Below are 25,318 nucleotides of genomic sequence, written 5' to 3' on the forward strand. Positions count from 1 at the left end.
CAGAATTCGAGAGGGAGCTAGGCTTGTTGATTGCCAGGCGCGAGAGGAAGCCCTTGCCTCTGCGATAGACACACCGGACTGCCGGAGCCTTCTTCAGACAATGGATTGGTCAAAAAGCCCACTCGGCCCACTGGATACCTGGCCGTCTGCCTTGCGCTGCGCATTGGACCTCGCTCTTCCGTCCGACGCGCAGATTGTCATTTTCTGGGGCCCCGCGTTCATCGCGCTTTACAACGACGCCTATCGTCCGACCATCGGCCAAAAACATCCCGCAGCCTTTGGTGGACCGGCGAAGGAAAACTGGACAGAATTGTGGGATGATCTCGAACCCTTGCTTAAAACCGTGCTTGAAACTGGTAAGACCGTCTCCGCACAGAACCGCCCTTTTCACATTGAGCGTTTCGGCTATCCGGAAACAGTTTATTTTGATATCTCCTATTCGCCGATCAGTGCGTCCGAAAAGGGTGCGTTAGGTGTTCTTTGCATCGTCAATGAAACCACCGCGCGCGTCGTCGCGCAGCAGAAGCTCATCGAAAACCAGCAGCGACTGGAGTTGCTTTTCTCGCAGACCGACGCGGGAATAGCTCTGAGTGATCGCGCGGGCACGATGATCAAGGTCAATCCGCGGCTCTGCGCCCTTTCCGGTCACAGTGAAGAAGCCATGCTGGCTGGCACGCTCGAAGCCATGCTTGATCCTGCAGATCGGGCGGCTTACCGGGCCTCCATCAAAGCGCTGTTCACAAGCGGGGAAAGCTTTGTTCAGCGCTTCACCCTTATCGGGGCCGACGGTCGCCACACGCCCGTCAGCTGCGCTGCAAGCCCGGTACGCGACGGAACGGGCGCTATAACGCACGCGGTCTGGACCATTATCGACATTACCGAGCAACTGCGCGCACAACACCTCGAAAGTCAGTTGGCAGCAATCGTTTCATCTTCCCATGACGCAATTCTAAGCACCGATCTTAACATGTGCATTCTCAGCTGGAATCACGGCGCCGAACGCCTTTATGGCTACAGCGCTGCCGAGGCCATCGGGCGCAAAGTCACCATGCTGCTCCCATCCGACAGATTGCACGAAGAGGTCGAGATCATCGAAAAGATCTCGCATGGTGTGGCGGTCGCCCCCCATGAGACAGTGCGGCTCAACAAGAACGGCACGCGACTGGATGTTCGATTGACCGTATCGCCGGTCCGGGATGGCAGTGGCCGCATTATCGGTGCTTCCAAAAGCGCCCATGATATCAGCGACCAAAAAAAATCCGAGCAGCTGCAACAGGCAATTCTGGGCGAGATGAAACATCGTATCAAGAATGTTCTGGCCACCGTTCAGGCATTGGCGCGTCAGACCTTTCGAAATCCGGCTCATAAAAGCGCCTATCAAACCTTTGAGGCTCGATTGGGCGCCATGGCTCGCACGCATGATCTTCTCACCGCCGATGTCTGGCAGGCAACAGAACTCAATAAGCTGGTCGAAGAAGCGCTGCTGCCCTTCGGTCTCGCTAATTTTTCCATCAAAGGCCCCAAGATCGAGGTTTCTTCACGCGCCGCCATGGCCTTTTCCCTGGGCCTGCATGAACTTGCGACCAATGCCTCGAAATATGGTGCGCTGTCAGTGCCAGGCGGCTCTGTTGAAGTCACATGGTCCCACGATCAAGCGTTGCAGCAGCTCGATTTTATCTGGAACGAAAAAGGCGGCCCCAGCGTCTCAGCCCCCAAAGGCAAGGGTTTCGGCAGCAAACTCATCGAGCGCGTGCTTGCAGGAGAAATCAGCGGTCGCGTCAAACTGACTTATCTCGCGCAAGGTTTGCATTGTCAGCTCAGCACCAAGATCGCAAATCTCAAGCAGCAAGGATAAGTCACACGCATTTTGCGCGACGATACCCAACATCCACCCGTTCAACGTCAACTGCACAGTTTCACAATCTCACCTTGCCATCCAGATTGGAGATGCGCGCTGATTGGGTCTATGCAAGCGCATGGCGCCCATCATTTACGCCCGCGAGCCGATCTTTGTTCAGAAAAAGACTCTGAGGCATGAAACAAAGCCTCGCCTTGAAGGTTCGGTCACTGTGCGCTTGCGAAGAAGCATGCCGCATCGACACGAAATTCAAAGGAGGAGCCGGAAATGGCCAAAGCAAAGCAACGCAATCTTGACGATCTGTTTTACGACACTTTGAAAGATATCTACTATGCCGAACGCAAAATTCTCAAGGCGCTTCCCAAAATGGCGCGCGCGGCCAACGATGAAAAGCTGAAAGCTGCGTTTGAAACCCACCGCGATCAGACCGAAACCCATGTCGAGCGCCTGCAGCAATGTTTCGAATTGCTTGGAAAACGCGCGCAAGGCAAAACCTGCGACGCCATCGAGGGGATCCTTGCCGAAGGCGAAGAGATCATGGAGGAATTTTCCGACAGCGTTGCGCTTGACGCAGGCCTGATCTCTGCCGCCCAGGCAGTCGAGCATTATGAGATCACCCGTTACGGCACACTCAAGCGCTGGGCAGAAACTCTCGGCCACAAGGATATCGCCAAGCTTCTTGATGCAACACTGCAGGAAGAAGGTCAGACGGACAAGGATCTGACATCACTGGCAGAAACCTCGGCGAACGCTACGGCGCAGGCCGCCTGACAGGGACCGGGCTAGAGACCGGGCATGTCGCATTGTTTGGTGGTCAGGAACACCGTGCGGGACCGCGATTTGCGGTCCCATAGTTGCAAAGGGAGGCAAAATGGCTTGTGTGAGCGGACTTTTCGACAGCTTTGACGAGGCCTATGACGCGATGACCGCACTGCGGCAAGGCGGTATAGGTGCCGAGCATTTAAGCCTGATCACCAACAACATGGTATTGCAGGCGAACCGGGAAGCGAAGCTATCCACCACCCGGACATCGGACGCGTCTCAAAGCGATGCTGCAGCGCCAGTGTCGCCACCTCCGGACAGCCATGCCTTTGAAGCCCTGGGCATTATGACCTTGCCCGGTATTGGTGAAGTGGCCGCTATCGGCTGGGTGACAGCCGCGCTGGTAGGGGTGGCCGGTTCAACCCAAAATGCAATGCAGCCCGCAAGCCTCGTCAACACACTGCAACAAAATGACGTTTCTGAGCGAATGGCTGAAACCTATAGCGAAGCTCTGCGTCGCGGAAGCACGCTGCTGCTCATTCGCTGTGCAAAGGCGGAGATCGCCCAGGTCGAAGCGCTGCTCGATGAATGGGGCAGTGTCAAAATCGACGAGCGCCGCGATGCCTATGTGGCGGAGGGCTGGATCACCTTTGATCGCACCATGCCAGCCTTGACCTTCGAAGAGATCGAACGGGATCGCCGCACAAGAGGGCTCGTGCGATGAAAAAGATTGATCCGGACAAAGCCCGTCAGGGTCCCAAAGGCAGGCCCGTGCTCCTTGTCCTTCTGACAAGCCTGATCCTCGCCCTGCTTGTCTGGGGTGCAGTCGAATTCTACGGGCAGATGCACCCGGGACGCGGTTTCATGGATGATGACGCAACGCCGCCAGCCTCCACACCGTCGCAAACGCCGCCTTCTGCAAGCGGTCGTCAATAAGAGGTTTGATCAGCGATGTCTGTCTTTGTCAGGACGCAGCTTCTGCTTGCGTCCCATGATATCCAGGCTTCACGTGCATCATAACACCGCTTCTTGCCTCAGCCTTGCCGGCTTTTCCGATCCATTCTCGCGATAGGCGCACCGCGGTCTTCCGACCATCCCGACAAGATGACGGACTTGAAGGCAAAGGGCACCGCGTGCTGATCGCAGGCAACAGGCAAAGGAAACTGATCGTTCGTCCGTCACCCATTGTCGGCAAGCGCATACGAACTCTTCAACAATGTCTTGGCTGTTGCCAACGGGCTTTCCCGTCGCTCAGCCCTCGTATAGCGCCGATCATCTGCAGCGGCAAAAGCCGCGCGCGCGTTAATCGTGAACTATATTACAGTGGCATTTGCGGAACATCCCCTTCCCCGCACGGTTAGACTCCCATCACCCACGATAAATTCCAGCCACCAAGAATAAATGGGGAGGAAATCACGATGGAACAAAATCATAACCCGGGCAGTAGCCACCAACAACATGTCAAGGCTGGCCAGCAGAGTCTCAAAAACACCGGCAAACACGCCAGCAAAAGCGACGATAACAAACAGAATGTGTCATCGTCACCTGGCGGCAGCCATGAACTGCATGTCAAGGCCGGTCAACAAAGCCATAAAAATTCATAGTGTTAAAAGGGCAGCGTCCGCTGCCCGAACCGGGCCTTACCCGGAAAGGCTGGACCAATGTTATCCAGATCGCCTAATCATAATGCGTCCGACCCCGTGCTTGAACCAGATCAACTGGTCGCCATGATTCCTGCTTTGCGGGCCTTCGCGCGTAAATTCTACCGTGAAAGAGAGGACGTCGAGGATCTCGTTCAGGAAACACTCGTCAAAGCAATCGCCAATCGCAGCAAATACGTCCCTTACGCGCCGCTGAAATCGTGGTTGTTTACCATCATGCGCAACACATTCTGCACGCGCATTCGGATTCAAACCCGCGAAGCGCCCGGACTTAATGACTGCATTTCGCAGGATATGGTGGTCAAACCGTCCCAGCAATACGCACTCGAAGCGCATGAGGTACAACTTGCCCTCGAGACATTGTCAGACAAGTATCAGCAGGTTCTCGCTCTGGTGGTTTTTGAAGGCAAGTCCTATCAACGCACCGCTGAGCTCTGTGACTGCTCTGTCGGCACCGTCAAGAGCCGACTGCATCGCGCTCGCCACCAGTTACACATGATCGTGGACGGGTGATCGTTGAAATGACTGCGGCGCGGAAAACTTCTCGCGCGTGGCTTGCAAATTGCAATCAACCATGGCCAACTCTCTGTAATGGTTCAATCAAAGCGTTGCTCCCCGCATCTTTATCGCGGCAAGAAATTACTGATCTTCGAGGAAAGTTTCCTGCTGAGCGAGGAAGCAAAGACGAAGCTTATGGCGCTCGGCGCCTCCATTCTGGGACCCGTCGATAGCGCGAAAGGCATCCTCGCTTATCTGGCGAGCGAAACCGTCGACGCGGTCATACTGGACGTAAGAATCGAACCGGAAATTGTCCTGCCGGTTATTTCAGCGCTGGAAACTCATCATATTCCCTTCATATTCGCGTTATCGATCCATCCAGGGCTTAATGGGCAGCGCTTTGCCGGCTTTGTGTTAAGCGCCGCTGACGACGATCTTGCAACCATCGCCACCGCATTGTTCGGACAACCTTCCCTGATGCACTGACCGCGGTCGTAGCAAGAAATGCAGCCAGCCATTGCTGCAAAGCCTTCATCAACTTGCAGCTTGCCTTGCGACATTGTCTTAACGCCGCCCAAACGACTCTTCGACTTTGGCGCAGGCACGTGTTTGTCTGCTATCGTACAGAAAAACCACGCCGGATCAGGGTGTTATAGATTGTTCCTCGTCGAATAGAATCGAGGGGGCGATGTGGTGCGGAGCGCGTTCCAGGCCCAAAGTAGGATACATGGACGGCGTCAGACAATTGCAGAACCGAATACTCAACAGCCTGCCCCCCGATATATTTTGCGAAATCATTCCATCTCTTGAGCCCGTCACCCTGGAGCGCGGCCAGGTGATCGTCACCGCGGATCAACCGATCGATTACCTCTATTTCCTTTGCAGAGGTATCGGTTCCGTCATTACAGTTTCTTCAAGCGGTCAACTTGCTGAAGCCGGCATGGTCGGGCGCGAAGGATTTGGCCCAACTTCGCTTGCCGTTGGCGCCCAGAAAAGCATCCACCAGATTGTGATGCAGGTCGGCGGCTACGGCCACCGGATGACGGCGCGCGCCGCACGCCGCCATATTGAGCGCCACAGCCTGTTCGCCAATCTGCTCGCCCGTTACCTTCACAGCTTTTCCTCGCAGGTCTCCTACACGGTCTGGGCCAATGTCAATTTAACCATTCATGAGCGGTTGGCGCGCTGGCTGCTGATGACCCATGACAGGACCGATGGCGACGAAATCATCCTCACGCATGACTTTATCGCGCTTATGCTTGGTGTCAGGCGCCCAAGCATCACCACCAGCCTGCATATGCTGGAGGGAAAGAAACTGGTGCGCTCTGAACGGGGACGAATTACCATTCGCGACAGAAAGGGATTGGAGGAATTTGCAGGCGAAGCCTATGGCAAGCCTGAGGAGGAATATAATGAACTCTTCGGCACAAAGCTTTGAGCGAGGAAAAACCTCTACCGCCTCGCCACATATGCGCAAATACCGTGCAAAGCCTTGATCACGGCCCGCCTGCGCGAAGCGCGCATTTCCTCTCTATAACAGGCACCTTGCTCGCCGGGGCTCCGCCAAACCTACAGCGTTGCTTGAAGAACGCGGTTTGTCTTCGCCCCGCGCCAGCCGGTCGGCTTCTTCACAACCGATCGAACTGCACCTCCCTCGATGCGCTTTGCGCCAAGAGCAGGATCGACCAACGTCTCATGAGCCGCCAGCCTGTTTGACTGCGTGCTCGACCCGCTTCACGCTGGCTGGACGCTTGCTTCTGAGCGCAGATCCTGCATCAGACGACGATATTCCTGTTCTGCCCAGCCATAGGCACCACCGGCATAGGCCTCAAGCGCTTTGCGGTCTCGGATCACAATATTGTTTCGCAACGAGCGAATAAGCCCCAGTCCCTCCAGCACGTGAAGTGACGTCGTGACACTGGGTCGCCGCACAGCAAGCATGATGGAGAGAAACTCGTGCGTCAGCGCAATTTCTGAGCCTGAAATGCGGTCATCACACATCAAAAGCCAGCGCGCCAGACGCTGATTGATCTCGTGAATGGCGTTCGTCACCGCAGTTGAAGCCAGCTGCACCGAAAAGGCTTCGATCGCGCGGATCATCACCTTGGCAAAGCTGCGGCTCGTCTCCATCTGCTCTCGGAACCTGCGATAGGCCACCGCATAGCCCTGTCCCGCCACCTGCATGGTGACATCATAGGAACTGGTCTCGACACCTGCGACGGCGGATGTTGGCACATATCCATCCAGTCCAAACAGCCCAGCTTCTGCGCGGTGACCCTCCTTCGTGGTCACGATCACCGAACCAATGCCCGCGGTTAGAAAATAGACGGTTTCGATTTCCTGGCCGGCTTGCGCCAGTATACGCCCGCGGGGAAGTTCGAGATAGCGCGCATGCCCGGCAATCGCATCGTAATCGGCTTGAGGAAGCAGAGACAGCAGCCGATTTTCCATATTTTGCAGCTCGGGAAATGTCATTTCTACTTTGCCTTGTCTTGCCGCCCTTAAAGCAAAACAAAGGCCTCCGGCTTTTGTTCCACCCACAGCCGATCATCACTGGCATACATCAACGCCGCTTTCGTACGCTAGCGGACAAAAAAGGACCGCATCTCGATATAGGCTATGCTGAACGAAGATCACCGATCGGTGATCATCACATCGAGGAGATTGCCGTGCCCCTGTTTAACGAAGCGAGCAGAATTTACGCGCCAGATGAGATCGACTTTCTAAGAAACTGCGTCGCTCTTGCTTCCCTGAAACTCTCCAGCACGCAACTCGACGAAACCGTTCTGGCGGAGCGTATCTTACGGCTCTATGAAAGTGGTCTGCGTGATGCCTCGACAATCTGTGATCTGGCAGTTCGTTTGATCAATCCAGCAAACGAAAGCGCAGACATCTTCGCCGCAAATGGCAATGCTCCGCATGAAATCGACCTGCTTCCCGAATAAGCAATCTGTTAAGACGCTGTGTTCAGATCGGATTCCAGCTGCATGCGGGCCCGACACAGACGGCTTTTTATCGTGCCAATTGTGCAACCGCTCTCTGTCGCCGCATGTTCATAACTCAAGCCATTGAAGACTACCAAATCAATGACATTGCGATGCCTTGCTGAGAGCTTGCTGTAAGCGCGGCCCACGTCCTGCAGTTCGATCGCCATTTCCTGCGGAGCGCTGATCGTTGGGCCCGTTTCATCCAGCAAAGGTGTTTCGCGACGCGCGCGTTTAATCCGGCTGCAAAAGCTGTTCTTCATGATGGTGAACAACCACGATTTGAGCGAGCCATAAGGCTGGTATTTATCCCGGTTTTTCAGGGCTTTGACCAAGGTCTCCTGAACGAGATCCTCTGCATCGGCGGATTGGCGACATAACGATCGCGCAAACTGGGTCAAAGCGGGCAGAAGTTGCATCAACGCATCTTCGAAATCTGGCTGTGATAACATCATCTCTCTCCCTGCCCCGCCTGGGATTTAAGGCGTGAACCGCGCTTTGGTTCCGGGAGAGCAACCCACCGTACGATAGCGTACACGAATGATCGTTATCGCGTTTCAGCGAGAGCTGCTGCGGTTCAAAACCTTTAACGGCGGCTACGCTCTAAAAGGCGGGAACGAAAATGGATTGGCGGAGTTTGGTGGGTGAACCAGCGGCCCGGTGAGCGCAGGAACCCTCCATCATTCCAACTGGTCGCCTGATTGTTGAGAAAGCGTGAGATCAAGATGCTGCCTGAAACCGGGATTACCAAAGGAACCCTCCGTGCTGGAAGCATGCATCTTTGCATCGATATGCAGAAATTGTTTGGGCCCGGCGCGCCCTGGCATGTGCCGTGGGCGGAGGCGGTTCTCCCCAATATTAGCAGAGCTTGCGAGATTTTTGGCGAGCGAACAATCTTCACACGGTTTATTCCACCCCAGTCTCCAGACGACGCCATCGGCGCCTGGAAACGCTATTATTATAAATGGCAGAACGTGACGCTTGAACGCCTTGATCGTGATCTGCTCAATCTTGTTGACCCCTTGCAACGTTTCGTCCCGCCGGCAACGATTCTGGACAAGGCTGTCTACTCACCCTGGACGCAAGGCCTGCTGCAGAAACTCCTGTATAAAAAACGTGTCCACACTTTGATTGTCACCGGAGCCGAAACCGATCTCTGCGTGCTCGCAACCCTTCTTGGCGCGGTGGATCGCGGCTATCGCGTCATTCTGGTGACCGATGCCGTCTGCAGCACATCCGATGCAAGCCATGATGCAATCCTCGCGCTTTGTCACCAGAGACTGGCAGAACAACTGGAACTGACGACAACACAACAACTGATTGATGCGTGGTGAACGCGCGTTTGAGAGAGGATAAAAAACATGCAATGGAACAATGCCGTTATTGTCAGGAAATCCGAGGGCTTGCATCAGGCTGTTGCAAGCGTTGCTGAAGCGGAAGCCATGCTGCTCGACGATTGGCAAATCTTTGAACTGGAAAGTCTCGGCAATGCCCTCAAAGCTTGCCTGCTGTGCAACCATGACGAAAACAGCACGCGGAGAGCCCGTACAGCTTTCGAAACTGCTGCCCGGTGTTCCGGCATTCTGATGTAGCAATCCTACTGAGACGAACTGCGCATTTTTGGGCCGTCTTCGCAAAACCCATGACAATTTGCGAACGAAAATTAGCTGCGGCTTAAAACGGGTGAAGGCCATCCCAGTCTGCTGCGCAACCCGTGATTCATACAAATATCAGTGGCTCATCAAAGAGCTAATCGGTTGACCGCTTCCGCGCGATAGCATTCGGCTCCACCAATCTGCACGCGGAGAGCAGGCGATCCTGGATTGATCGGGTCTGGCGGAATTTCTACCGGCTGCGGAACATCGGGAGCAGGGTCCGGGCGATCGGGAATATCAGGACCAAGCGGTTCGGGTAAAATATCTGGCTGCTGCTCAGGCACGCTTGCCGGCGGAATATCGGGTATCTCAGGCTTGGGTTGCGGTGGTTGGGGGGGTGAACTCGCATGGGCTGGACGCAAGAATGGTTGGTAGGTCATTATTCGCTCCTCGTTTCTGCAATGCCCAACCCGGTCGAACCCTCTTTGTTCCAATCAAATTGATAGCTTCACAACACCTCTCAGATTTTAGAGCCATCCACAGCCGCCTGCTGATCGAAAGCCTGAAGCAGCACCGCCTTCCATTCGCGCTATTTCTGTGCTCTTGCGCCGCCTCTCAAATGCCTGTCATTGGAGCGTCGCTCACAAAAAGCCCGCCGTTTCCTCAGTCCCAGAGCAATGTGAACTGTTCCGCGCAACGCGCCTGCCGGGCAGCCACGTGATGGCCGACACCCTCCCGAGCAGTTGCCAGCGATGTCTTAAGCGCCAAAAGTGGTTCATGGGTCAATATAGCTTTCCACGCGCAGCTTCAGATCTTGATTGCGCGGATCTTTTGCAAAGAACAGCGCACCCTTGGTCTGGGCCTTCGATGCAACATAATCAAATGTCGCTTCGGCCTGCTCGCCACCCCCTTGCTGTTCGCCCACAATTCCGACAACCCGCACCTGGGCGGCGCTTGATCGTGTCAGATTGAATACAGAGAATGCGACACGATACCCATTTTCGACCGCGCTAAAATTCGTCACCTCAACACGGAAATCAGCTTTGTCTGGTTGATACTGATAGCTTTGATATCCCAGAAAGCCGAGCAGTGCGACAATGAGCAGGGCGGATAGCGCGCCTGCAAGCCACTCACTCCAATGGACTTCCGCCCTCTTTGAATCAGACTTCGTGCTGTTGGCTCTCTTGTTCATGTCACCGCCTCATAAAACCAGACGGGCAGACGCCGCGCCGATTGCTGCCGGAAACGACAGCACAATAATCGTTGTCACCATTTGCGTAAAAGAGGCTTCATCCAGCCGTTCAAAGGTCCATAATGTATAGGCACTGGTCGCAAAGGCCAGCACATAGCCGGGCAGCGTGAAACGAATGAGCGAATTCCACCACGGCGCTCCTTGCTTCACCCCATGTCCACCTTTGAAATGGACGCTATAGACAAAGCCATGCATGATGGCGATCGACGAAAGCAGGATCAGCGCAGTTTGAAGGGGGACAATCTTATAGGCAATCAGGATCATCTCCTCGGTGGGGGCCACATTCAATCCCAAAAATAGCGCTCCAACGACCATCATGAACAATTCGTTGAAATAGCCGCTTTCTCCCTCATATTCGCCAGGCTCTTCGTCATCCTCCTCTGAGCGCATCCCCAGTTGGCTTCGACCAAGCAAGGCACCAATACTGGCGGGCACAGCCTGAAGGGCAATCATCGCAACCATATGCTCAAACGGCAATTCGGGGCTCAACAGACCAAACAGCCAGAAGATCATCCCGCTCAACACGATGCCGAGCGCCAAGGCGATCGCCGCATCCCTTAGCGTCTGTGTCCAGGTGGTCATCCGCTCAAAACCGATCCGATAGGCAAGCCCCACCAGCAACGGGATGTTCAACAGGCAGAGCAACAACAACCGTAAAGGATTGGCATAAAGACCGAGCTCCCACATTTCCATCGTCATCAGCATCGGCAGTGCAAACAACAGCGCGCCGCCCAGACCGCGCGCCAGGCCTGTAAAAAAGTCGGGGTGGATCTTGGGAGAAAAAACGGTTGACGTGGAACGCACAATTAACACCTCATCATTGCGACCAGACAAATCTGAAACTGCCTTCACGGCAACATGTTCCCACAGCCACCCATGCGGACCATCCCGGCAATTATTCTTTGTCGCTTTGTAAGTTTTTTGGAACTTAAACCAAGGGCGGTAGTTCGGTAGGTGTAGACATTACATCAGTGGAGAAAAACCATGAAAATCAGCGTTTTAGCGCTCGCTGGCGCTTGCCTTGTCGCGCCATCTCTTGCCTTTGCTCAGGATAGTGGTGCCACTTCACCGGAAACACCAGCCGTCTCGACCCCCGACAGCAAAAACCCGGATGCACCGGTCAAGGGTGCCAACAGCTTCACCGAAGATCAGGCCAAAAGCCGTATCGAAGAAGCTGGCTACAAAGATGTTACCGGTTTGAAGCTCCGTGAAGATGGCGTCTGGGAAGCCTCGGCGATGAAGGGCACTGAAAAGCTGGATGTCCAGCTTGATTACCAGGGCAACGTCACCAAGAAGGCGATGTAACCCCATCCCCTCACACCAGTAGCTTTATGAACAAGGGAGAAGAATATGCGAACTGTAACTGGACTTTTTGATAGCTATTCCGCAGCTCAGGACGCTGTTGCGCGTCTGGAAAGCGCGGGCTTTCCTTCCGACGATATTTCGATCGTCTCCCATCATGATGAAAAAGAAAGCAATGCTGGCTCCGGAGCAGGTGTTGGCGCAGGGCTTGGTGCAGCCGTCGGCGGTGCTGGCGGGCTCCTCGCCGGCCTCGGCATCATGGCCATTCCCGGCGTCGGTCCCGTGGTGGCTGCCGGTTGGCTCGCAGCCACTCTGACCGGCGCTGTGGGTGGTGCCGTGGTTGGCGGCGTGGCGGGCGGCCTGATTGGCGCCCTCACCGAAAGCGGCGTCTCGGAGGACGACGCGCATGTCTACGCAGAAAGCGTGCGTCGTGGCGGCTCGCTGGTCACTGCACGCGTCGATGACGAGCGCTATGCAGAAGCGGATTCTATCCTGGCTGGCACCAGCAGGGTTGATGTCGCCACGCGTCGCAAGCTTTACACCGAGGAAGGCTGGCAGCGCTTTGACGCCGATGCCGATCCTTACACGCCCGAGGAAGTCGAGCGCGAACGCAGTCGTTACTTGTAAGTGAGAGAGCGGGCGAAAGCCCGCTTTTTTCCTATTTGGAAGAAACGAATTGAGTTTCCATTTCTTCCTCATTCACAAAGGAAGAGAAAATGTCTGATAATCCGACACTCCAGGATCCACGTAGCCTTTATCCGGCCCCACCGTTTCCCCAGCAACGCCAGGCAAGACCCGGCATTGCCGAAAAGATGCAGCCCGAACCCGATCACGGTGAACAATCCTATCAGGGTCACAATCGATTGGAGGGACGGCGCGCACTGATCACCGGCGGCGATTCAGGCATCGGCCGGGCTGCAGCGATCGCCTTTGCGCGTGAAGGTGCCGATGTGGCAATTTCCTATCTCCCGGAGGAAGAAGAGGACGCCCAGTCGGTCATCGCCTTGATCAGCGCTGAAGGCCGCAAAGCGGTTGCACTTCCAGGTGATATCAGCGACGAGGCCTGGTGCGGCGATATGGTCGCTCAGGCTGCGCTCAAGCTCGGTGGGCTCGACATCCTGGTTATCAATGCCGGACGCCAACAGTTCCGTGCCGAGATTTCCGAACTGACCAGCGCGGATTTCGACAAAACCATGAAGACCAATCTCTACGCGCTGCATTGGATCGCTCAAACCGCAGCCCCATTGCTGCCCGCCGGTGCCGCAGTGATCACAACGGCATCAATCCAGGCCTATCAGCCCTCGGAAATCCTGCTTGATTATGCCACCACAAAGGCCGGTATCGTCGCCTACACGAAAGCCTTGGCCAAGCAGTTCATCAAAAAAGGCGTGCGTGTGAATGCCGTTGCACCGGGTCCCGTCTGGACGGTGCTGCAGCCTTCTGGTGGACAACCCGATGAGAAGGTGGTGCATTTTGGTGAGAACAGCGATTTCGGCCGGCCGGGTCAGCCGGTTGAACTGGCACCGATCTACGTGTTTCTGGCCTCCAAGGAAGCAAGCTTCATCAATGGTGAAGTCTATGGCGCCACCGGGGGCAAGGGCATCGGCTAGATCATGGCCCATGGTTATCCAAATGGGTATCCCAAAAGAAGCGGGGCCGACCGGCCCCCTTTTGCGTTGCGGGACACCCGAAAAGGGCGTTACGCGCACAAGCCAGTCAGGCCGGGATATCTCTGCATGCCAATACAAGCGAGCGGGAGTCGGCAATGCAGAAATGGCGCCGCCGCCCGCTCGGCCAAGATGGATAGCTAACATCAGTTTAATCCTAACCAGCTCCTCTGGCGGCCACCAAAAAGCTGTTGGCTGATTGAAAGCACCCCGCAAAAAGGTGATCATGGCGCCGTTGCCACCGCTTTTCCGCTATCAACGCTCAGCCATTGGGTCTCATCACAACCTTGATGCAGCCATCCTGTTTGTCGCGAAACCTCTTATAGGCCTCGGGGCCGTCTTCAAGACCGACGCGGTCCGTGATCAAAAAGGATGGGTCGATCTTTCCTTCTAAGATTAACTGCAACAACGGCTCGAGATAGCGCTGCACATGGGTTTGTCCTGTCTTCAAGGTGAGCCCCTTGCCGACCACCGCCCCCAGTGCCGTTGGAACTGCAGACCCTACGAATACCCCGGGAATCGACACTGTGCCACCCGGCCGACAAGCGAGAATTGCCTGGTTTAGGGCATATGGCCGTTCACTGGCGGTAAGGTTTGATTGGAGGGTTTCGATCACTCCGCCCGCTCCGTGACTTTCCATGCCCACTGCTTCGATGACCGCATCCGGGCCCTGTCCGTTTGTCAGATCGATGATCTGCTGCTGAAGCTCTTCACTTGTATAATCCAACACCTGAGCCCCTGCCTGCCGGGCCAAGGCGAGCCGTTCGGGAATGGTGTCAATCGCTATTACTTTCTCCGCACCCAGGAGGAAGGCCGACTTAATTGCAAAAAGGCCAACGGGGCCACAGCCGAAAACCGCAACGCTCTGTCCTGGCCGAATGTCGCAATTCTCCGCCGCCATATATCCGGTTGGAAAAATGTCTGACAAAAAGAGAACCTGGTCATCGCTGAGCGCGTCCGGTATCACGACCGAGCCGACATCAGCGAAAGGCACCCGGAGATACTGCGCCTGCCCACCTGGAAAACGTCCGTAGAGTTCGGAGTAACCAAATAGACCGGCGGTTGGATAACCGATCTGCTTGGCCTGCATGGCAGCTTTCGGATTTGAACGTTCGCAGAGCGAAAAAAGCCCACTGCTACACATTCGACATGCGCCGCATGAAATCGTAAAAGGCACAACGATGCGGTCGCCTACTTTCAACTTGCTATTTCCTCTGCCCACCTCCACCACTTCGCCCATGGTTTCGTGGCCCATAATGTCGCCAGCATGCATCCCTGGTACAAAGCCACCATAAAGATGCAGGTCAGAGCCACAGATGGCACAGCTTGTCACCTTGATGATCGCATCGCGCTCATCCTGGATGATCGGATCGTCGACTTCCTCACAACGTATGTCGCCAGTACCGTGCCACGTTAACGCCTTCATTGTCTTCTCCCTGTGTCAAACCGCGGACATGCCGCTCAACTATATGGCTTATCCCAAGCCCGCGTCTCGGTTCCCATTGTTGCTATTGTTATCATTTTCATCCCCCGAACCCGTCGGGGCGGCAACTGTTCCATCTGCGAAAGATTTTCTTCGGGTCGCAAAGCAAAGGAAACAAGTGCTTCTCAGCTAGGTTCGGCCATCAAAGCATCACGCCAGAAGGAGTGTCCCATGCGATATCGCGATATCAACCCACCCAATGACTGGGGCGAAGCGCCAGACCCCGGCATTGCAGTCAAACCCTCGACCGAAATGTATCTATATGCCCTCCTTCCTCAGGAAGGGGCCGAGGGCCAGGATCGAGCCCCAATTTCAGGCGGGCGGCTGGTCGCGGCTGCGTCCGCCGCCGATGCGAGACTGGTCGCCGCCGAAACAGAATTCATGCCGGAAACAGAGCAGCATCTGAAGCCAGGCTTAAACCATAGTTCGGCCTTTCGCGACGAAAAGCTTTACCGTGTCCAGCAAATCGATCAACGGCCCATTGACGCGGCTCGGGGTCTGATCGCAACCGAGTTTGATGAGCAGTGCCAGTCATTTCTCTCGCTGCCCAATCCCCGTCGCTAGTCGCGCAAAGAACGGTTCTGTTGCGGGCACGTTTCGTGCTGGCGGGGGTTTGACGTTACGCAGGCTTGCCCTTGTGCTTTCGCAATGTGTTAGCCGGCTTTAACAACCAAGCCAGGCCCAAGCCAGGCCATTGAGGGCGGATGCATCTGGGGGTCCTATAAAGCCACCGCACCTGCGAAAACACGCCGTGGAATGCGCAGCAATCGTCCCATGCCCGGCCAATGAGAGTGATTGGAGTTCAAAGTTCACGACACCAAAATATGCGCCTTCCGCGTTTCTCTAACGCAGGCGGAAGGCGCATGGCTTGTCACAGTTTGACTGCGGTTTCACGCGCCCAGACACGCAATTTCGCGCAGGCCGCGTAAAAATGATGGATAGCATCCTCGTCCTCAAGAGACATCAGCCCATCATCCAGATCTGGATCGATACCGGCCAGATCAAGCAGCGGCACAGCTCCTTTGCTGAACGCTATGAATTTGCAGTGCGCAAAGGCATCTCCGACAAAATCGCGCGCCGTCGCTTCTCCGCATAAACGTTGCGCTGCCTCTTCGCTCAGCACAAGTGCGACAGCGTCGAACAGGACCGATGGACCGCCATCGATCATATAATCACCTTCAATCAAGCTGCCCTCCTGGGCGACCACACCGCCAACCTTTGGTGCAATCACCTCAACGACCGCACCCTTGGCTTCGAAATGCTGCTTCAGACTGTTGAACAATTCGCGATCGCTGCCCGGACCAACGAGCACACCCAGTTTCCGACCGGCAAAGTCCGCGGGGCCATTCTTGACGATACTGAGCGCCGCCGACACTTCAAGATCCTTGCGCGGCGCGACAGCCGCATCGGCCGCCGCAGGCATGGTCTGCAGGCCAAGCTTATCAGCGACGGTGGTCGCCAGACCCTCATCAATGTTGAGAAGGTGTGACACCATTCTCTCCCGGATCCGAACATTTTCGCATCGGCTTAATTCAAACGTCAGGGCAGCGGCGATATGGTGTTGTTCCACTTCGGTCTGACTGATGAAAAACTGGCGTGCCTGGCTATAGTGATCCGCAAAGCTTTCCGGGCGGAGCCGGAGCTTTTTTCCCTCTTCCTCCGCCGGATAGGTGGTGAAACCAGTCGGCGGATCTTCACGCGGCCCCTCCTCCCATGAATTGGGCTGATAATTGACCCGCCCCACCGGATTGCGCACCGCCATATGCCCATCCTGCTGAAAATGGTGGAATGGGCATTTGGGTGCGTTGATCGGCAGATGTGTGAAATTCGTGCTTCCCAGCCTCTTGAGCTGCGTATCGAGATAGGAAAAATTACGGCCCTGCAACAGGGGATCATTCGAGAAATCAATGCCCGGCGGCACATTCTGCGTCATGAACGCAACCTGCTCTGTCTCCGCAAAGAAATTGTCCGGCATCCGGTCCAACACCATGCGGCCAACCGGGATGGGCGCCAGGATCTCTTCCGGGATAATCTTGGTGGGATCGAGCACATCAAAATCAAATTGATCGGCGAATTGCTGATCGAATAATTGGAGATTGAGTTCCCATTCGGGGAAGTTTCCCGCAGAAATTGCGTCCCACAGATCACGACGGTGGAAATCGGGATCAGCCCCATTGATCTTGACTGCTTCGTTCCAAACAACCGACTGCATGCCCAATTTCGGTTTCCAGATAAATTTCACGAATGTGGATTCGCCCCTGGCATTGACCAGACGGAACGTGTGGACCCCAAATCCTTCCATGAAACGGAAAGAGCGCGGTATGGCGCGGTCAGACATCACCCACATGATCATATGCATGGATTCCGGCGTAAGGCTGATGAAATCCCAGAAATTGTCATGCGCGGATTGCGCTTGCGGGAAACCGCGATCCGGTTCCGGCTTCACCGCGTGAATGATGTCCGGGAATTTGATCGCGTCCTGAATGAAGAAGACCGGTATATTGTTGCCGACAAGATCCCAGTTTCCTTCCTGGGTGTAGAATTTGACGGCGAAACCGCGCACGTCCCGCGCCAGATCAAACGATCCTTTCGAGCCCGCCACCGTGGAAAAGCGGACAAAAACCGGCGTTTTCTCGCCAGCACGCTGAAAAAGATCTGCCCGTGTATAGGCAGCCAGCGACGCATAATTCTCGAAATAGCCATGCGCGCCATATCCCCGTGCATGAACCACACGTTCGGGAATGCGCTCATGATCGAAATGAAAAATTTTCTCCCGAAAATGAAAATCCTCCATGAGAACCGGGCCGCGCGACCCGATCTTGAGACTGTTCTGATCGTCCGCTATCGGTACGCCCTGGGCGGTGGTCAGCCGCGCCTTGCCCTCCTCGACAGTCTGATGAAGCTCTCCTCCCGCCCCTCTTTGAAGCTTCTGGTCGTGAATCGTGGCGGTTGCTGGCTGGCTTTTCCTGGCTGGCATTCGCTCTCTCCCTTCAAGAACTGCGTGCCTAACCCGCCGATTGGTTCAAGGTTCCCTAATCTTTAAGACAAAGCCGCATTTCGCTGTCACATCCCACCCAGCCACGAGGTTCGGCGGACATCTCATCCCAAATTGCGACCAATGCAGTGGAGGGAGCGCGAAACATTTTGCAGTTGCTGTGGTTAGGTCAACCGCGACAATACCGATCCATAGCCGGTCAATGGCGCGGGTATGGCCGCGCCCCGACACCAAGAAACAGTTGGGTGCACCCGGACTGTGCCGGTATAGACAACAAAGGAATCATCATGAGCAGCCGATCGCAGAAGCCGTTGAAAGCTCTCGCTCTCAACGCGACATTGAAAACGTCTGACAAGCAGTCCTCGACAAAAAAGCTGTTATCCTATATCGAAACTGAGCTTCATCCGTTTGGTGTGGAAACCGAACATGTCCTTCTGACAGATTTTACCATCGCGCCTGGCGTCAGCTCGGATGAAGGTGGGGATGATCAATGGCCCGAGCTGCGACAGAAAATCGTCGAAGCCGATATTATTCTGATCGGCACGCCGATCTGGCTCGGCCAACCATCCAGCGTCTGCAAACGCGCTTTGGAACGTATGGACGCGTTTTTATCGGAAACCGATGACAAAAACCGCATGCCCTCCTACGGACGCGTCGCGGCTGTCGCTGTGGTAGGAAACGAGGACGGAGCGCATCATGTTTCGGCCGAGCTTTTTCAGGCGCTCAATGATGTTGGCTTCACATTGCCTGCCAACGCCGTCACCTACTGGGTGGGGGAGGCCATGCAGTCCACTAATTTTATCGATCTCGACGAAATCCCCGACGCCGTTGTGACCGCCACCAGGCTGCTGGCAGCCAATTGTGTTCACCTGGCTGCATGTTTGCGAAACAAGCCCTACCCGGGCTTCACGTGATACAGGGGCGAAACTCCGATAGCCGCTTTCTTAGCCGGAGCGCGATGTTGGGGTGGCCGTAACCATCACGTCAGTCTGCGGGCAGGCGGGCGGCTGACATAAGGACTTCCTGAAAGCCAAAACCGCCAGGCAACCTCCTGCGCGCGGCTGATCCCGATGCGCGGGCCTGTTTCAATGTGTGGATCCGCCTGTGAAGCGATGAGTTCGAACGGCTGATCAAAAAGTGGCGCGCCGTCAAACTCAGCGGTAACCCCCATCGCCTGGGCAAGTTTCGCAGGCCCTGAGCACAAAGCCAACCCATTGCTGGTCCCTCTTCTTTGTTGCATGAAAGCAAGACCCTTGGCGGGTGCTAGCGCTCGCAACAAGACAGCAGAACCATCCAGGCAGACAAAGTTCAAACACCAATGCAGACCGTATATTCGATAGACATAAGCATGCCCAGGAGGTCCAAACATCGAACGATTTCTTCGGGTCTGGCCTTTGAAGCTGTGGGAGGCGGGATCCATCCGGTTATAGGCTTCGGTCTCCACAATCATGCCCCCAATTCCCTCGATCGTTAGTTCCCAGCCGATGAGCTGCGGTGCCACCACACTCGCATCGCGGGCAAAGAAAGATTGAAGATCATTATTTTTCAATGGGGAACATCTCCCTAAAACCGGCGGCGTTCCGTGTTAATTTGGCGCGAGGGGATTGCACGTTCGCGGCAAAACATCAGCTGTTCCGACGCTTCCTTGTTCCCTGGCTGCTGACCCTATCGCCCCCTCTGCCGAACCGCAATGGCTCACATTTCCTCATCGGTCGAGAAGTTTGCCTGTCAATTGGAGCGGCTTTCAAACGGGCTTGCGCGCCAATTCGCTGAAGCGAAATTTTGAACGCCAAAGCGGAAGCGCGGCAATTGTGAAGACGCGCAATAAAAACTCTCCCAAAAGCCAAAGATTTATCTTCGCGCTTCCGCAACCAGCGCACGATCCAGATCGTCAGCCACGCGACCAAAGTCGCTCCTTTCCGATGTCATGCACGTTGCAGGCGGATGCTGGGGGAACAAAGCTGTTGCGCATTGGTTAGGGGCGTCTCCCACAACAGGAGATTGGACATGACAGAAGCAAAGAAAGGCTCGTCCGGTGGCTGCGTAGCGCCCATGCCATGGAGAGACAGGCGAAAACAATGATGTCTCGAGTTAAAAAACTATCCGGTGCTGGCCGAAAGCATCCGGCAGCGTCCAACAAGCCTGCGCAACACGAGCCACAGCCTGCATGAGATTTTAAACGCGATCTTTATTTGCAAATGATGAAAACACGAAGGGAGTCTTAAACATGCCTGCCAAGTCAAAAGCGCAACAACAAGCAGCGGGTGCGGCCCTTGCCGCAAAGCGTGGTGAGAAAGCCAAAGCAGAGCTTCGGGGAGCCTCGAAACAAATGGAAAACACGATGAGTAAAAAAGAGCTCGAGGAACTCGCTTCAACCAAACACAAGGGCAAGCCTTCGCATAAGAAAAAGCAATCATAAAGCAATCCTGGCCGCGAACAGCCCGACGGCTGGCAGTTTAAAATAGGGACCAGGGATCAATTATCGATCAGGGTGTGTCGCGCTCCTACGCACTCGTTGAAGTTCGCGACGCCTAAATTGCCACAGGCTGTCGCCCGCCTTTCATTGTAGGAGGCATGACGTGTGATTTATCGAAATGCCAATAGATGACCTGTGCTGAAGCGGGTTCATTGCTTGCGGTGTTTCACATTATATTCCCGACATGCTTTGGCATCCTGTCCCGGCGCGCATTTCTTGAGCTTTTCTGCCTTGCGTTGCGCATCTTCCTGCTGCTCCTGCGGAGATTTTGGCGCCGGTTTGCTGTCGGGTGGAACAGGTTTTGCGCCCGTAGTGGAATTGTTGCCAGGGACCTCGGGTTCTTGTCCACTTGATTGATTGGGAAGGCCGGATTCTTCCGCCGATACGGCGCTGGGCAGATGCCCGAGCGCCAGTGTGAAGAGGACCGCAGCAATGGTAGCAGGTTTCATAATTCACTCCTTAGGCTGGACTAGCCTTGACTGCGCTTGCTCCCGACCTAACATCGCAGCGGTTCGAATGTTCCGCGCCGCCTCTGGCAACGATAATCATTTTAGCTATAGCCCAAAACCTCCAGCCTCGATGTATTAGTCATTTTCCTGATCGACAACGCGTGAGTTGAAGCTTTCTGCGGACAATGGTCGCAACCAAACAATCACTGGCAGGGAAACAGAGCCTCATGATGCTTTTCGCTTTGCCTTCATCCGCTGACCTCACCATTTGCCCCAGACGAGAAGGATGACTGCGACCCCGAGCACTGCAGACAGCCCTATGGAAGCTGCATGAAGGCCGCTATCAAGCAGCGTGGAAAGCTTTGGCTTACTAAGGATATCTCGGCTCTGGATCATTTTAACACATTGAAATATCAACAGATAAGCAATCATTGCCAGAAGACCCGAGGTCCATGCAAAATCCTGCCCAGGCGTTGGATTGCCCGGCACACCCAGAATCCACGGCAACAGCAGCAAACCGGATAGACAAGCGGCGAAACTGGCAAAGTAGCGTCTGAAGAAGCGAGGAACCATCTGAAATCCGGATCCGTTATTTTCCAATGAGTTGCTTATAGCAACAATGATGCAGTGGATGGAAACGACATCGTGACGGGCTCACAAATTCTGGCTCTGAACTCTAGAGATCAACCGGCTTGCCCGATCCTTCTTCTTCAAGTGTAACTGCGACATCCGCATTCGCCGAGAGCCTGACGCGCACATCACTTTCGATATCAGCAACAAATCCCAGCTCGATATAATGATGATGATCGCGGTGGCCTGGCGAATTATCGGTCTTTTTAAGTTTGATCCGGTTGCCCTCAAGCCGGTCAACGGTGCCAATATGCACACCATCTGCGCCGATAACCTCCATATTCTCATGAATTCGGTGTTGCATCGCTATTTCCTCCTCAAGCGAAATCGACACTTCTTTGAAATAGTGCATCATCGCAAAAAGGCGATGCCGAATGAAATTTCCCGGCTGATCAGGTAGCGGTTCCTGCTGATTGCTGATGCGCAGCCCCCGGATAGAGTGCGACTTAATGACCAGAAAGCCTCAATGGCCAATGGTTTTTCCCAGCTTTTCGACGAAACGATACTTGTCTGAAGAAATGGATCCGACTTTTTCCCGATATGAGGGCATTTTGAAACTTTCTCCCGCATGCCGAGTTAATGCAGGGGAGGACACGGCGAATGGGTTGGTTCATCACAGCGGTCTCGATCGCGCTTTTTGCGTTAATCGTTTTCATGGTCATTTCTGAGCACCGCCGCAGATGATATTTCTCGACGTCGCTTTGTCGGATCAGACATTCCTGGTTGTTGGAGCCGTGATCGCAACAGCTCTCGCCTGCTTTTTGCTGTGGTGGTTGCCGCATTGATAATGCCCGCCCAGCCGGTTGAGTGTGGCAGTCTTTCCGCGGCTGGCATAGATGGAATGGCAGTACCCGAATTTTGCAGAGGGCGGGCAAAATAGCGTCGTCGGTTTGAACCGCATCGCATAAATGCCTATCTTGGCATGAGACTTCATAATTCTCGCTCGGGAGAGAGATGCCAGGATATTTACAGATAGCGATGATGATCGTCGGTATAGTCACATTTCCCGCGCTTGCAGCAACGGACTCGGAAGTGGTGACGGACCTGGCGAGCAAATGCCTGAGCTTGCCCCCCGACACCAGCTACAATCGAGCATCCGCGACCTTTGAAGTGAGCTACGACGCGAGTGGCAAGCTTACAAGGATCATCACAGTCGAATTTCAGCCCGTAAGGCAGGCCGGCGAAGCTTTCGCAATTGCCGCGCAAGATGCCATTTTGCAATGCGCCAGCCAGACGCGTGTGCAGTCACGAACCATTCGGGTGGTGCTGCGTTATTTCGAACAAAATTCCAATGGCCCGCTGATTATGAAAAAACCGCTCCGCTAGCCAAGCGCGCTTTTCCGCACGCAATCGGGCCATGGATCGAAACGATTGGCCCCTCTTAATTCGATCAGCATCCTATCACCCTCATACCACGAACAGGCGGATCAATTGGCAGATGATGCCGATTTATTTTTGACTTTGTTTCTTGACAGGGAGTCCAGTCTCCTTACTTCACTCGTCATTCACATCCTGTGAATTGGAGGGACTTTAAATGCGTAAAATTGGACTGTGCCTGGTTGCACTGATGGCAATCTCCGGATGTACATCGACCGAAAAAGACCTCAGCGTTGGCACCGTTGCCGGTGCTGCGATTGGCGGTATCGCCGGTGGTGGACGCGGCGCTCTGATCGGTGCGGGAGCCGGGGCAGTCGGTGGCCTTCTTGTTCGCAATCTGCGCAATGGCAACTGCTAATATCGCGATCGGCATGGCCGGATTTACACGGCACGCTGCCGCTAGAAGCAACTGGGCGGCGTTCAATCTCCGCCCAGCTGACCCATCTTCCAACACCGGATCATTTGAAACCGCCACAAGCCACAGCCAGACAACTGCGAGCTTTTAAACCGCTTTCCCCTCTTTACAGAACTGCCAGCCGTCTATCGCAAATGACGGCGAAGTGCATGATCGCCCCTCGCAAAATTGGCGTTGCAGTGGGACTTTTGCGATCCGCATTCTTTTTTGAATCTTTGAAACCAAAAGCCTTGCGCTGCGTTTTTCTTTCGCATCGCAGCCTTCGCTGCCCACCCATTATTGAAAAGGAATAGTCTCAATGGCAAACGAACCAGAAAACACTGTCGCCGATCAGATCAGCGAACTTCGTAGCCAGCTGAGCAGTCTGTCGTCGCAGCTTGCCGATCGACTGGGATCTGCAACCGACAAGGCTGACAACGCCTTGTCATCAGCCTCATCAGCCTTTGACGATGTTGCGTCCAGTGCGCGTTATCACGGGGAACGTGTCCTCAATGCGGCGCGAGAAAATCCCGGAGCCACCACCGCGACACTGGCAACTGTCGGTATTGTCGGTGTGCTGGCTGGTATGTTGCTTGGTCGTTGCCGTCGATAGAAGCGCGGTTTGACACAACAATCGAAAAGGGCGGCATGTGCGAAACGCTCATAGCCGCCCTTAAGCTTGCCTGATCAGTCGCGATGGCGGGTCCCCGCAAGCGATGCAGGCTTTTATCACCTGGTTGCCATGGCTGGCCTGAGGACGCAGGATCAAAAACCGAACCTTTACGCGATTTTCTCAGCGCTTTATCTCAGCCATCGGGGTTTTCACGGCGACCAGGGCGCCAAGGGCGCGCTTTAATCTAGCGCGCTTTTTGCTGGGATACCCATAATATCTTGCTTGCGTCGACATGGAGGTCGCGCGCAACGCCCAGCGCCCTGTTTTTAAGGCTTTGCGTGAGTTTGGATTGACGCGACAACACCCAGAAATACTTATTTGGGTTGGGACCCACAACAATTGCCCATTGATAATCGTCATCCAGAGCAACAATATTGTAGCCGCCATAAAATGGTGGGAAGAACGAGACCTTCAGCGCCCCCACATCCTTTGTCTCGACGAACTTCGCTTTGCCAATCGCTTCCCGAACCTTTGCCTTGGCCGGATCATAGCCCGCATTCACAACCCTGATCGTGCCGTCACGATTAAGCGAATATTGGGCCGTTGTGTCAGTCATTCCGCGTTCGAAGCGGTTCTCGATGCGACCAAGTTCATACCACGTGCCAAGATAGCGGTTTGCATCGAAATTGCGGACCGGGACAATTCCAGCCTGTCTGTTGACAGATTTGGCGTAACCGGCACAGCCAACCAGGGCAACGAGAGAAACCAGAGCGAATATTCGATATTTCATGGGGCCACCTATTGCTATCCTCTCCGCACCAATTAGCGTTGCCGCGTTCGTTTTCAACGGGATGGCGCAACGCGCTCGGATCACCACGTCTCCACCCATCAACACCGCAATCAGCGCCAATCGCTTTTTGCGAAAGAGGCAACAACGTGCGTCAGGAGCAATTGGCCTCATTGAGCCGGCAGCCAATCCAGGGCGGCCAGCTCCTTTCTCCTCGGCTGATATGCTCCCTCCGAATTGGAGTTGTTGCCATTTGAAAATCGTGATGGAGTTGCATGCGCTTGTCTCCTGCCTTTCAAGCGCTTGCTCCGGACTGGGTTGGCTGCGATGTTTATACAACCGTCCGGAGCAACCTCAGACCTATTCTGCCTGTTCGCGTCTCGCTTGTGAGCTGCCTGGGCCTTGCACCACCTCAATTAGCAAGCGGTCCGGCAGGAATTTTGATCATTTCCTGTAGCCCTCCCTTGTGCGGCACTTCTATTCTCCCTCGCGTAATAGCTGGCGATATATTGGGATGTTTTTTCGCAGTGCTCTC

General features: G+C 54.9%; 33 protein-coding genes. 20 read left to right on the plus strand and 13 right to left on the minus strand.

Annotation, left to right across the window (positions count from 1 at the left end; translation table 11 throughout):
• The first annotated feature begins 100 nt into the window (after positions 1-100).
• From CEV34_RS16740 to CEV34_RS16775, 8 genes are all read left to right on the plus strand, one after another.
• On the plus strand, positions 101-1,855 hold the full coding sequence (locus CEV34_RS16740) for a PAS domain-containing sensor histidine kinase (RefSeq protein ID WP_094544065.1): 1,755 nt from the start codon (positions 101-103) through the stop codon (positions 1,853-1,855).
• Between the two features lie 270 nt (positions 1,856-2,125).
• Positions 2,126-2,629 carry a YciE/YciF ferroxidase family protein gene (locus tag CEV34_RS16745; RefSeq protein ID WP_094544066.1) on the plus strand — a complete coding sequence of 168 codons (504 nt, stop codon included), beginning with the start codon at positions 2,126-2,128 and terminating at the stop codon, positions 2,627-2,629.
• A gap of 100 nt (positions 2,630-2,729) precedes the next feature.
• Positions 2,730-3,344, plus strand: coding sequence for a hypothetical protein (locus CEV34_RS16750; protein ID WP_094544067.1), 615 nt, complete (start codon positions 2,730-2,732; stop codon positions 3,342-3,344).
• A complete protein-coding gene (locus CEV34_RS16755) occupies positions 3,341-3,556 on the plus strand; it encodes a hypothetical protein (protein ID WP_007881197.1) in 216 nt (71 codons plus the stop codon). The genes CEV34_RS16750 and CEV34_RS16755 overlap by 4 nt, the downstream gene beginning before the upstream one ends.
• Before the next feature lie 482 nt (positions 3,557-4,038).
• Positions 4,039-4,224, plus strand: a complete 186-nt coding sequence (locus CEV34_RS16760) for a hypothetical protein (RefSeq protein ID WP_094544068.1) — start codon at positions 4,039-4,041, stop codon at positions 4,222-4,224.
• A gap of 57 nt (positions 4,225-4,281) precedes the next feature.
• Positions 4,282-4,794 (plus strand): RNA polymerase sigma factor, encoded by a 513-nt coding sequence (locus CEV34_RS16765; RefSeq protein WP_007881199.1) that lies wholly within the window; start codon positions 4,282-4,284, stop codon positions 4,792-4,794.
• 42 nt (positions 4,795-4,836) lie between these two features.
• Positions 4,837-5,265: a response regulator gene (locus CEV34_RS16770; RefSeq protein ID WP_094544069.1), complete on the plus strand. Its 429-nt coding sequence runs from the start codon at positions 4,837-4,839 to the stop codon at positions 5,263-5,265.
• A gap of 106 nt (positions 5,266-5,371) precedes the next feature.
• Positions 5,372-6,217, plus strand: a complete 846-nt coding sequence (locus tag CEV34_RS16775; protein WP_235819096.1) for a Crp/Fnr family transcriptional regulator — start codon at positions 5,372-5,374, stop codon at positions 6,215-6,217.
• A gap of 296 nt (positions 6,218-6,513) precedes the next feature.
• Here CEV34_RS16775 and CEV34_RS16780 read toward each other — a convergent pair whose 3' ends face one another.
• Positions 6,514-7,254 carry a Crp/Fnr family transcriptional regulator gene (locus CEV34_RS16780; RefSeq protein ID WP_094544070.1) on the minus strand — a complete coding sequence of 247 codons (741 nt, stop codon included), beginning with the start codon at positions 7,252-7,254 and terminating at the stop codon, positions 6,514-6,516.
• A gap of 194 nt (positions 7,255-7,448) precedes the next feature.
• On the opposite strand from CEV34_RS16780, the gene CEV34_RS26775 reads away from it, so the two are divergent.
• Positions 7,449-7,724 carry a hypothetical protein gene (locus CEV34_RS26775; protein WP_143853409.1) on the plus strand — a complete coding sequence of 92 codons (276 nt, stop codon included), beginning with the start codon at positions 7,449-7,451 and terminating at the stop codon, positions 7,722-7,724.
• An 8-nt stretch (positions 7,725-7,732) separates the two neighbouring features.
• Here the strand turns inward: CEV34_RS26775 and CEV34_RS16790 are convergent, their stop codons facing one another.
• Positions 7,733-8,185, minus strand: a complete 453-nt coding sequence (locus tag CEV34_RS16790) for an RNA polymerase sigma factor (protein WP_328589887.1) — start codon at positions 8,183-8,185, stop codon at positions 7,733-7,735.
• Between the two features lie 303 nt (positions 8,186-8,488).
• Here CEV34_RS16790 and CEV34_RS16795 point away from each other — a divergent pair, with 303 nt between their 5' ends.
• Both CEV34_RS16795 and CEV34_RS16800 read left to right on the plus strand, forming a co-directional pair.
• On the plus strand, positions 8,489-9,097 hold the full coding sequence (locus CEV34_RS16795) for a cysteine hydrolase family protein (protein WP_094544073.1): 609 nt from the start codon (positions 8,489-8,491) through the stop codon (positions 9,095-9,097).
• A gap of 27 nt (positions 9,098-9,124) precedes the next feature.
• Entirely contained in the window at positions 9,125-9,355 is a 231-nt protein-coding gene (locus CEV34_RS16800; RefSeq protein WP_094544074.1) for a DUF982 domain-containing protein, read from the plus strand.
• A gap of 149 nt (positions 9,356-9,504) precedes the next feature.
• Here CEV34_RS16800 and CEV34_RS16805 read toward each other — a convergent pair whose 3' ends face one another.
• From CEV34_RS16805 to CEV34_RS16815, 4 genes are all read right to left on the minus strand, one after another.
• The gene (locus tag CEV34_RS16805; protein ID WP_143853410.1) at positions 9,505-9,798 is read right to left on the minus strand and encodes a hypothetical protein; all 294 of its coding nucleotides are present in this window, start codon (positions 9,796-9,798) and stop codon (positions 9,505-9,507) included.
• Positions 9,799-10,021: 223 nt separating this feature from the next.
• Positions 10,022-10,144, minus strand: a complete 123-nt coding sequence (locus CEV34_RS27560) for a hypothetical protein (RefSeq protein WP_268876934.1) — start codon at positions 10,142-10,144, stop codon at positions 10,022-10,024.
• The gene (locus CEV34_RS16810; RefSeq protein ID WP_094544076.1) at positions 10,134-10,550 is read right to left on the minus strand and encodes a TIGR02588 family protein; all 417 of its coding nucleotides are present in this window, start codon (positions 10,548-10,550) and stop codon (positions 10,134-10,136) included. The genes CEV34_RS27560 and CEV34_RS16810 overlap by 11 nt, the downstream gene beginning before the upstream one ends.
• A gap of 9 nt (positions 10,551-10,559) precedes the next feature.
• Positions 10,560-11,417, minus strand: coding sequence for a TIGR02587 family membrane protein (locus tag CEV34_RS16815; protein WP_179253582.1), 858 nt, complete (start codon positions 11,415-11,417; stop codon positions 10,560-10,562).
• Positions 11,418-11,594: 177 nt separating this feature from the next.
• Between CEV34_RS16815 and CEV34_RS16820 the strand changes: the two genes are divergently transcribed.
• The 3 genes from CEV34_RS16820 (at position 11,595) to CEV34_RS16830 (ending at position 13,522) form a co-directional block, all read left to right on the plus strand.
• Positions 11,595-11,915, plus strand: coding sequence for a hypothetical protein (locus tag CEV34_RS16820; protein ID WP_007881214.1), 321 nt, complete (start codon positions 11,595-11,597; stop codon positions 11,913-11,915).
• Positions 11,916-11,960: 45 nt separating this feature from the next.
• Complete coding sequence (locus CEV34_RS16825) at positions 11,961-12,539, plus strand: general stress protein (RefSeq protein WP_094544078.1); 579 nt, start codon at positions 11,961-11,963, stop codon at positions 12,537-12,539.
• 89 nt (positions 12,540-12,628) lie between these two features.
• Entirely contained in the window at positions 12,629-13,522 is an 894-nt protein-coding gene (locus CEV34_RS16830) for an SDR family oxidoreductase (RefSeq protein ID WP_094544079.1), read from the plus strand.
• Between the two features lie 319 nt (positions 13,523-13,841).
• On the opposite strand, the gene CEV34_RS16835 is transcribed toward CEV34_RS16830, so the two are convergent.
• Entirely contained in the window at positions 13,842-15,005 is a 1,164-nt protein-coding gene (locus CEV34_RS16835) for a zinc-dependent alcohol dehydrogenase (RefSeq protein WP_094544080.1), read from the minus strand.
• 228 nt (positions 15,006-15,233) lie between these two features.
• Here CEV34_RS16835 and CEV34_RS16840 point away from each other — a divergent pair, with 228 nt between their 5' ends.
• On the plus strand, positions 15,234-15,626 hold the full coding sequence (locus CEV34_RS16840) for a hypothetical protein (RefSeq protein ID WP_064323116.1): 393 nt from the start codon (positions 15,234-15,236) through the stop codon (positions 15,624-15,626).
• A gap of 307 nt (positions 15,627-15,933) precedes the next feature.
• Here the strand turns inward: CEV34_RS16840 and katE are convergent, their stop codons facing one another.
• Positions 15,934-18,039: a catalase gene (gene katE, locus CEV34_RS16845; protein WP_094544081.1), complete on the minus strand. Its 2,106-nt coding sequence runs from the start codon at positions 18,037-18,039 to the stop codon at positions 15,934-15,936.
• A 305-nt stretch (positions 18,040-18,344) separates the two neighbouring features.
• Here katE and CEV34_RS16850 point away from each other — a divergent pair, with 305 nt between their 5' ends.
• A complete protein-coding gene (locus CEV34_RS16850) occupies positions 18,345-18,971 on the plus strand; it encodes a flavodoxin family protein (RefSeq protein ID WP_094544082.1) in 627 nt (208 codons plus the stop codon).
• Between the two features lie 65 nt (positions 18,972-19,036).
• Here the strand turns inward: CEV34_RS16850 and CEV34_RS16855 are convergent, their stop codons facing one another.
• Entirely contained in the window at positions 19,037-19,606 is a 570-nt protein-coding gene (locus tag CEV34_RS16855) for a DNA-3-methyladenine glycosylase (RefSeq protein WP_007881224.1), read from the minus strand.
• A 678-nt stretch (positions 19,607-20,284) separates the two neighbouring features.
• Here CEV34_RS16855 and CEV34_RS16865 point away from each other — a divergent pair.
• Entirely contained in the window at positions 20,285-20,476 is a 192-nt protein-coding gene (locus tag CEV34_RS16865) for a DUF3008 family protein (protein ID WP_064323112.1), read from the plus strand.
• A gap of 206 nt (positions 20,477-20,682) precedes the next feature.
• On the opposite strand, the gene CEV34_RS16870 is transcribed toward CEV34_RS16865, so the two are convergent.
• The 3 genes from CEV34_RS16870 to CEV34_RS16880 form a co-directional block, all read right to left on the minus strand.
• Entirely contained in the window at positions 20,683-20,982 is a 300-nt protein-coding gene (locus CEV34_RS16870; protein WP_007881226.1) for a hypothetical protein, read from the minus strand.
• Positions 20,983-21,243: 261 nt separating this feature from the next.
• On the minus strand, positions 21,244-21,555 hold the full coding sequence (locus CEV34_RS16875; protein ID WP_064323111.1) for a hypothetical protein: 312 nt from the start codon (positions 21,553-21,555) through the stop codon (positions 21,244-21,246).
• A 103-nt stretch (positions 21,556-21,658) separates the two neighbouring features.
• Positions 21,659-21,916: a DUF2171 domain-containing protein gene (locus CEV34_RS16880; protein ID WP_064323276.1), complete on the minus strand. Its 258-nt coding sequence runs from the start codon at positions 21,914-21,916 to the stop codon at positions 21,659-21,661.
• A gap of 674 nt (positions 21,917-22,590) precedes the next feature.
• On the opposite strand from CEV34_RS16880, the gene CEV34_RS16885 reads away from it, so the two are divergent.
• The 3 genes from CEV34_RS16885 (at position 22,591) to CEV34_RS16895 (ending at position 23,996) form a co-directional block, all read left to right on the plus strand.
• Positions 22,591-22,938, plus strand: a complete 348-nt coding sequence (locus CEV34_RS16885; RefSeq protein WP_007881229.1) for a hypothetical protein — start codon at positions 22,591-22,593, stop codon at positions 22,936-22,938.
• Positions 22,939-23,146: 208 nt separating this feature from the next.
• Complete coding sequence (locus CEV34_RS16890) at positions 23,147-23,347, plus strand: YMGG-like glycine zipper-containing protein (protein ID WP_094544083.1); 201 nt, start codon at positions 23,147-23,149, stop codon at positions 23,345-23,347.
• Positions 23,348-23,702: 355 nt separating this feature from the next.
• Complete coding sequence (locus CEV34_RS16895; protein ID WP_007881231.1) at positions 23,703-23,996, plus strand: hypothetical protein; 294 nt, start codon at positions 23,703-23,705, stop codon at positions 23,994-23,996.
• Between the two features lie 244 nt (positions 23,997-24,240).
• On the opposite strand, the gene CEV34_RS16900 is transcribed toward CEV34_RS16895, so the two are convergent.
• A complete protein-coding gene (locus CEV34_RS16900; RefSeq protein ID WP_064323109.1) occupies positions 24,241-24,786 on the minus strand; it encodes a lipocalin family protein in 546 nt (181 codons plus the stop codon).
• Between the last annotated feature and the right edge of the window lie 532 nt (positions 24,787-25,318).

This window comes from Brucella pseudogrignonensis, assembly GCF_002252525.1.
In the GTDB taxonomy this organism is placed as follows: Bacteria; Pseudomonadota; Alphaproteobacteria; order Rhizobiales; family Rhizobiaceae; genus Brucella; species Brucella pseudogrignonensis.